Source organism: Colidextribacter sp. OB.20 (assembly GCF_009911595.1).
Classification (GTDB): Bacteria; Bacillota; Clostridia; order Oscillospirales; family Oscillospiraceae; genus Lawsonibacter.
The window spans coordinates 19,872-27,155 of sequence record NZ_QWKG01000062.1; the positions used below are offsets into that span (position 1 = coordinate 19,872).

General features: G+C 64.2%; 7 protein-coding genes and 1 tRNA gene. 2 read left to right on the top strand and 6 right to left on the bottom strand.

Going from position 1 to position 7,284, the window contains the following annotated elements:
• Positions 1-116: 116 nt before the first annotated feature.
• Positions 117-1,442, top strand: a complete 1,326-nt coding sequence (locus D1641_RS14470) for an MATE family efflux transporter (RefSeq protein WP_160666910.1) — start codon at positions 117-119, stop codon at positions 1,440-1,442.
• 174 nt (positions 1,443-1,616) lie between these two features.
• A complete protein-coding gene (locus D1641_RS14475; protein WP_160666912.1) occupies positions 1,617-1,817 on the top strand; it encodes a DUF4177 domain-containing protein in 201 nt (66 codons plus the stop codon).
• A 183-nt stretch (positions 1,818-2,000) separates the two neighbouring features.
• Here D1641_RS14475 and D1641_RS14480 read toward each other — a convergent pair.
• From D1641_RS14480 to D1641_RS14505, 6 genes are all read right to left on the bottom strand, one after another.
• Positions 2,001-2,074 (bottom strand) — tRNA-Gly (locus D1641_RS14480).
• A gap of 94 nt (positions 2,075-2,168) precedes the next feature.
• Positions 2,169-3,083 carry a YegS/Rv2252/BmrU family lipid kinase gene (locus D1641_RS14485; protein WP_160666914.1) on the bottom strand — a complete coding sequence of 305 codons (915 nt, stop codon included), beginning with the start codon at positions 3,081-3,083 and terminating at the stop codon, positions 2,169-2,171.
• A gap of 10 nt (positions 3,084-3,093) precedes the next feature.
• Positions 3,094-4,209: a class I SAM-dependent RNA methyltransferase gene (locus D1641_RS14490; RefSeq protein WP_160666916.1), complete on the bottom strand. Its 1,116-nt coding sequence runs from the start codon at positions 4,207-4,209 to the stop codon at positions 3,094-3,096.
• 132 nt (positions 4,210-4,341) lie between these two features.
• Entirely contained in the window at positions 4,342-5,163 is an 822-nt protein-coding gene (gene murI, locus D1641_RS14495; protein ID WP_160666918.1) for a glutamate racemase, read from the bottom strand.
• A gap of 143 nt (positions 5,164-5,306) precedes the next feature.
• Complete coding sequence (locus D1641_RS14500; protein WP_160666920.1) at positions 5,307-6,122, bottom strand: hypothetical protein; 816 nt, start codon at positions 6,120-6,122, stop codon at positions 5,307-5,309.
• A gap of 4 nt (positions 6,123-6,126) precedes the next feature.
• Positions 6,127-7,284: hypothetical protein (locus tag D1641_RS14505; protein ID WP_160666922.1), on the bottom strand; the 1,158-nt coding region annotated here is incomplete at its 5' end.

Consider the following 7,284-nt stretch of genomic DNA (forward strand, 5'->3'; position numbering starts at 1 on the left):
CAAGGGATGCCTGGGGCGGTATACTGGGGGTGAATTTTGTAGGGGTGCGCATCGCGTGCCTGCGGGCGGGCAATGTCCGCCTCTACAGGCAAACCAAATGGACAGGAGGAGCAGACATGACCTGTGCCCAGCTCACCCAGGGAAATATTGGCCGGCAGCTCATCGCCCTGTCGGCCCCGCTGCTGGCGGGAAACATCCTCCAACAGCTGTATAACACGGTGGACGCGGTGATTGTGGGCCGCTTTGTGGGGGGCGCCGCCTTCGGGGCGGTGGGGGTGGCCGGGTCGGTGATGAACCTGTTTCTCTTCCTGATCAGCGGCGGCTGCGACGGGGTGGGCGCCCTCCTGTCCCAGTTCTACGGCGCCGGGGACGGCCCCTCCTTCCGCCGGGACTTCTTTTTGTCCGGGGTGTTCGGGACCGGGGCGTCGCTGGCCCTCACCGCCCTGGGGCTGCTGGCCCTGAATCCCCTGCTGGCCCTCCTCCATACCCCGGAATCCGTGGCCCTCTACGCCGCCGGCTATCTGGAAATCATCTTTTTGGGCTTCCCTGCCGCCTTCGCCTATCACCTGTCCTCCGGAGTGCTGCGCTCGGTGGGCAGCACCCGGGCCGCCCTGTTCTTTCTGGCCCTGTCCATGGGGGTCAATCTGGGGCTGGACCTGCTGCTGGTTCCCCGCCTGGGGGTGGAGGGAGCCGCCCTGGCCACCGTGCTGGCCCAGACACTGGCCGCGGCACTGTGCGTAAATTTCCTCCGTCTGCGCCTCCCCGAGCTGCTGTTCCGCCGGGAGGACATGGTGCTGGACCTGCCCCTGCTCAGGCGCACCGCCCGGTTCAGCTTTGTCACCGCCCTGCACATGTGCAATCTGTACATCGGCAAGCTGCTGGTTCAAGGGACGGTGAACAGTCTGGGCGAGGACGCCATCACCGCCTTTACTGCTGCCACACGGATCGAGGGCTTTGCCAACTCCTTTGGAGACAGCGGCGCGGCGGCGGCCGCCATCTTCATCGGCCAGAACACGGGCGCCGGGGAGGAGGCCCGGGTCCGGACGGGCTTCCGCGCCGGACAGCGGCTGCTGGCGGGTCTGGGGCTGTTTATGTCATTGGCGATGCTTCTGGGGGCGGAGCCCTGCCTGCGGTTGGTCCTCCCCGCCGGCAGTCCCGATGCTATGGTCCCCGCCCTGGGCTACCTGCGGCTGGTGGCCTGCTTTTACCTGTTTAACTTTCTGGGCAGCGGACAGGCCGGTTTCTTCCGGGGCCGGGGCCAGGTCAACCTGCCCGTCATCGGGGCCACGGGGCACATCGCCCTTCGGGTGGTGCTGTCCTTCCTCCTGGCCCCCGGGCTGGGTCTGCCCGCCGTGGCCCTGGCCACCGGCCTGGGCTGGATCGGGGTGGTCACCTTCTGGAGCTTCTTTACCCGGAAAGACATGAGAGCGCTGGAAAGGTGAAAGCAAATGTGTCCTGACCACCCACAAGCGGGCGGCATATACCGGAGCATTGCTGCCACTGTCAGCTCCTGTGAAAGAGGGTTGAAATGTGTCTGCAATAATGGTATACTAGACCCGTACTAATCCGACAAATGTTTCCCATTTAATTATGGTTAGTAGCAGGAGGAACAAATCATGTACACTTATAAAACAGAAATTTTAATGGTAGGAACGAAGTGGTTTTCTGACAAAGCAGACTCAGACGATATAAAGGCATTAGACCAGCTCATCAATAAAAGAGCTGCTGATGGATGGGAACTTGTGACATACGATTACATGGCGACATCAGTGCAGATTAAAGGGGCATTTGTGATCACATTTAGAAAGCAGCAATAACTCCAGCATAGGTTGCAAAAGGCGGCTTCCAGCTTATCGGGGGATTTCATCTTTATGGTGAAATCCCCCTTGACACATGCTCTCTTGAGCGATCATCTCGTATTTCCCCTGTCGAGCCAAAACCATAGATAACAAAAACCGCCGAAAGTCCTTGAAACACAAGGCTTTCGGCGGTTTTTTGCGTGGAGCAGGTGAAGGGAATCGAACCCTCGTGTTCAGCTTGGGAAGCTGACATTCTGCCATTGAACTACACCTGCGAGCTCTAGGCTGTATGTATTATATCACACCCGGATAGGATTTGCAAGGAAAATTTTTTCACAAAACCATTTATTCCCAAATTTGTGGAGCGCTCTAATCCCTTAGACGGTAATCCGCCCCGGCGGGGTAGAAAAAATTCACCCTCTTCTCCGACAGGCGGACGGCAAATGTCCTGTCCCGCATGACCTCGCCGTCCACCACCACAGAGATAGGCTCCGGCGCGGAAAACGTGACCTGCTGTCCATGGTAATCCAGGATCAGCTCCGGGTACTGCTTATACAGCCCCTTGGCGTACTTCCCCACCAGGCGCAGAAAGGTAAGCAGTCCCACCTGCCGCACCAGCAGCATATCCAGCACCCCGTCGTCGGGCAAAGCCTCGCCCACAGGCATAAAGCCTCCGCCGTAATGCCGGCCGTTGCAGACGCACAGCAGCGAGGCAGGCTGATCCACCCACTGGATCTCCCCCATATGCACCGACATAGGCCGCGCGATGCCCTTGAAAAAGACATTTTCTATCAGGGACAGCACATAGGCCCCCATGCCGGAGACAAACCGCCAGTCCTTATACCTGTGGACATCTGCGGCGATGCGGGCGTCCACCCCGGCGCACACCACGTCGATGCCCAGGTGGCCGTTGCAGTCTATCAGGTCAAAGGGAGTCTGAGGACCGTCGGCCAGGGCCTCCAGATCATAGAACAGCTTGCGGTAATCGGGCCCGAAAATCTTCAAAAAGTCGTTCCCCGTCCCCTTGGGCACGTTGGTGACGGCCACATGGTCACAGCCCGCCGCGCCGTTGACCACCTCGTTGAGGGTGCCGTCGCCCCCGCAGGCATAGACCCGCACCGGCTCCCCGGTCCGGACCGCCTCCTCGGTAAAGCGCCGGGCGTCCCCCTCCTTTTCGGTGTACACCACCTCGTGGGGAAAGGACAGCCGGTCCAGCAGCCCCTCCAGATGCGGAGTTGTCTCCCGCTTTCCCGCGGCGGGGTTGATGATGAACAGATGGCGCATAGCGGGCACCTCACAGATACATGAACAAATCACACTTCAGCATACCGTTGTACAGCTTGCGCTTCTTGTCCGCCCGCTTGCCGAAGGTGCGCTCAAACTCGGTATGGGAGGACAGCAGGTAGAGCTTCCACCCCTCGGGCAGCTTGTCCCAGGCCTTTCCGAAGGCTCGATACAGCTCCTCCGCCTCCCTGCGCTCCATCACCCGCTCGCCGTAGGGCGGATTGGTCACCACCCGGCCGTACAGCCCGCCCCAGTGGAAGCGGGTGGCGTCGTCCACATCGAAGCGGACCACATCGTCCACCTCCGCCAGCTGCGCGTTGTGCCAGGCCAGGGCCACGGCCTCCGGGTCGATGTCCCCGCCCCAGATTTCGTAAGCGCCGTCAAACTCCTTATCCATAGCCTCGCCGGCGGCGTCCAGCCAGAACCGCTTGTCCAGCCAGCTCCATTTCTGGGCGGAGAAGGAGCGGTTCAGGCCAGGGGCCCGGTTTTTGGCGATGAGCGCCGCCTCGATGGGGATGGTGCCCGAGCCGCAGAAAGGGTCGCACAGGGGATCCCGGCCCTTATACCGGGACAGGAGCACCAGACCGGCGGCCAGCGTCTCCCGGAGGGGCGCCGCCACCCCCTGGGCCCGGTAGCCCCGCTTGTGGAGGCCAGGCCCCGAGGTGTCCAGAAACAGGGCCGCCTCATCCCCCATAATAGAGAACTGCACCTGATGCAGCGCCCCCCTCTCCGGCAGCTTTGCCAGGCCGTATTTGCTCCCCAGCCGGGCGGCGACGGCCTTCTTGACAATGGATTGACAGGCGGGCACCGAGTGGAGGGCGGAGTTGAGACAGTGTCCCTTCACCGGAAACTGGCCGTCCCGGGGGATGAACTGCTCCCAGGGCAGGGCACGCACCCCCTCGAAGAGGGCGTCGAAGTCCCTGGCGGGAAAGGTCCCCAGGGTGAGCAGCACCCGCTCCCCGGTGCGGACATTCAGGTTGAGCCGGGGCAGGTCCTTATCTGACCCAACGCACTGCACCCGGCCGTTTTCCGCCCGCACCTCCGGCAACTCCAGCCGCCGGACCTCGTCGGCACACACCCCCTCCAGGCCGAAGAGGGTGGGGATGGTAAATCGCAGTTCTGACATAGGGATTCCTCGTTTCTCTTTCTGTAGGACTCGACGGTCCGGGTTGTCCCGCCCTGCACGGGGCTGCCTCGGACACAATGCGCGCCCGTTTCCACAGTTTGCCGCATTTATGCGGGCGGATGATATCCGCCCCTACACGATCTCCATGGGCGGGTAAAACTCCACGCCGGCCACCCGCTCCAGCCCCACCTGGCGGGCCCGGAGGGCATACTCCGCCACGTCGCCCGTGGTGTAGACGGTCAGCGTGCCGGGGCCGCGCTGGGGATTGCTCAAGCGTTCCCGATCTAAGTAAGTCATCAAGGACCGGGCCATCTCCTCCGCCGGGTCGATGAGGGGCAGGCCGGGGTATAGCCTGTGGATGCTGTCCGCCACCAGAGGGTAGTGGGTGCAGCCCAGCACGCAGCACTCCACCCCCTCCTTCCGCACCATGGGGTCCAGCTCCAGGCGCAGGTTCTCCTCCACCCGGGCCATGCCGGCTGGGTCACCCAGGCTGTGCTCCACCAGCCGGGCCAGATCAGGACAGCCGCAGCTGAGCACCACCACCTTCCGGGGGCTCAGGGCCTGAATTTTCTTGGGATAGATGCGGGAATTGTGGGTGAATACGGTGGAGATGACCCCCACCTTATCCGCCTCCAGCCGGGCCGCCGCGTCCGCCCCCGCCTGAACGGCGCTGAACACCGGGCAGGACACCACATCCCGGCACTGCTCCACCACGCAGGAGATGGTGTTGCAGGCCACCAGCAGGGCCTTGACCCCCCGCTCCTCCATAAAGCGAAACATATACCGGGCCATGGCCGCGATGGTCTTTTCCCCGTGGTTGCCATAGGGAATATGGGCGCCGTCGCCGAAATAGAGCAGGTTTTCTCCGGGCAGCAGACGCTGCACCTGCCGGACGACGCTGAAGCCCCCGATCCCGGAGTCCAGGACCCCGACAGGGCTGTGTTGATCGAACATAGGATGCCTCCTTGGGATGGGTAAAAGGCCCGTTTGCTTTGCAAATTTCGCCTCCGGCGAAGCAAACCCTCCGCCCTCTTCGGGGCGCCTCCCCTGTCGGGGGAGGCCTTCGCCTCTTACAGTCTATGCGGCGTTCTCCCCGCTCAGGACACCCGGCTCACTCCGCCGGTGACAGCGTCCAGCTGATAGGCCCCGGTATCGGTGGTCACCCGCCACACCGGGGTGAGCAGGGCAGCGCCGGACAGACTGGCAGAGGTGACATAGCCCGCCTCGATGGCATCCACCCGGTTGCACACATCTCCCAGGGCGCCCACTCCGTTGAGAAGGTCGATGAGCGCAGTGGCCACGGTCACGGTCCGCCGGGTGGGGTCGGGCTGGGGAGCGGCCAGCAGCTGCCGGCCTGTGGCAATGGCCGCCAGGCCGTCCCCCTGGCACACCAGAGTCACCTGCTGGGTGAAGAGGGGAGTTCCTTCCCAGTTCTGGCGGAAGATCAGGGTATCTCCCTCCTCCTCCAGAATATCCCCCGTCAGGCCCATCCGCTTCAAGAGGGCCAGACAGCCGGCGGCCCGGTCCTCCCCCAGGGGAAACTGCTCCGGCTCCAGCTGGGCGGAGCACGCCCCATCGCTGTGGAACTGGATCGAGCCCCTCTCGTTGAAGTAGCGGTACACCTCGCCCCCCCGGGCCTCGGCGGTGACAGGGCTGCCCAGCAGGGCGGCGGCGGCCCGCTCCTCCCCCGCCAGGTCCCGCTCCGCCACCTGAGGGGAGAGGTCAATGGACTGGGGGACGGTCCCCTCGTCCAGCTGGACTCCCCGGCCCTGGAGGAACTGGATGGCCTGCTCCCTGGTCTGGTCCAGCAGACGCCGGCTCTGGATAGCCGGAAGGGCCACCTGGGCCAGCAAGCACAGGTTGGTAATCACCAGAATGACCAGGATGATATTTTTCAGCTTGCTCCAGGGCATGGGCTCAGTCCTCCTCAGCCTCTCTTGCCGACCAGCCGGCCTGCACTGTATCTCCGCCGCTGTCGGCATAGGTGAGCAGCAGCTCCTCCCCCTCCAGCCCCCGGGCCAGAAGGGCCGCCGCCCCCTGGCGGGGGGGCAACACCAGACAGGTATCCCCGCCGGCCGCATAGCTGCGCAGATACATGGAAAATTGAACCACCTGCCCCCCGCTGACCAGGAAATGGGCGGCACAGCCCCGGTCCAGCAGGACGGGAATCCCGTTCAGGCTGTAGCCGAAGTCGATCTCCAGCCCCCGGTCCGTCCGCTGGGCGGACATCAGGTAGAGCCGGGCCTCGCCGCACCGGCTCCCCATAACAGACAGGGTAATCTGGCGGCAGGCCTCCACGCTGTCAAACAGCTCACCGCCCCGGCGGGGGATGGGGAACAGGCCCACGCCCTCCCGCCCCTCATAGACGTACTGGGCCACGCCCCGGTCGGACAGCCGGACGCTGTCGTCCCCGCTGCGGGCCACCTGCTCATCGGTGGAATAGAAGCTGGTGGAGTTGAGGGAGAAGCCCAGGTCCTGGACCAGGGACTCCAGCGCCCCCTGCCCCCCGTTCACAGGATTGGCGGCGGCGTACACCGCCGGGGCCGGGGCCTCGGGCAGCAACAGGGTGTCCGGGTCCAGGCCGACGTACTCCTCCCGCTCAAAGGCGTAAAAGGCCCCGTTATCCGCCAGGCCGGACAGCGCCTCCTCCAGGGAGAAGGGGTCGGCCACCTGGGAGCGGCAGCGATAATAGCTCCCGTCCTCCTCGTCCCGATAGTACAGGTCCACACCGTCCTCCCATGCCACCAGAGCCAGCCGCCGGAGGGTGGCGGACAGGGCAGTCTCCTCTCCGGACAGCCAGCCCGCCAGCACAGGCGCGGAAATCTGGCCCTGAAAGTCCATATACACTCCCAGCCTGGTCGTCAGAGCGGTCCGCCACTGCTCCGGAGACACCCGCTCCGGCACACCTGCGCTGGACAGCGTCTCAGCCAGGGGGCCTGCCACCCGCTGAAACAGCTCCTGACAGGCGTCCTGGTCGTAGCGCACGCCGCAGCGCACGCCCTCGCTTCCCTCCGGCAGACCCTCCGCGCCGGGCTGGTTGGCCGCCATGGCCAGAGGCAGCGCCGCCGCCCCCCA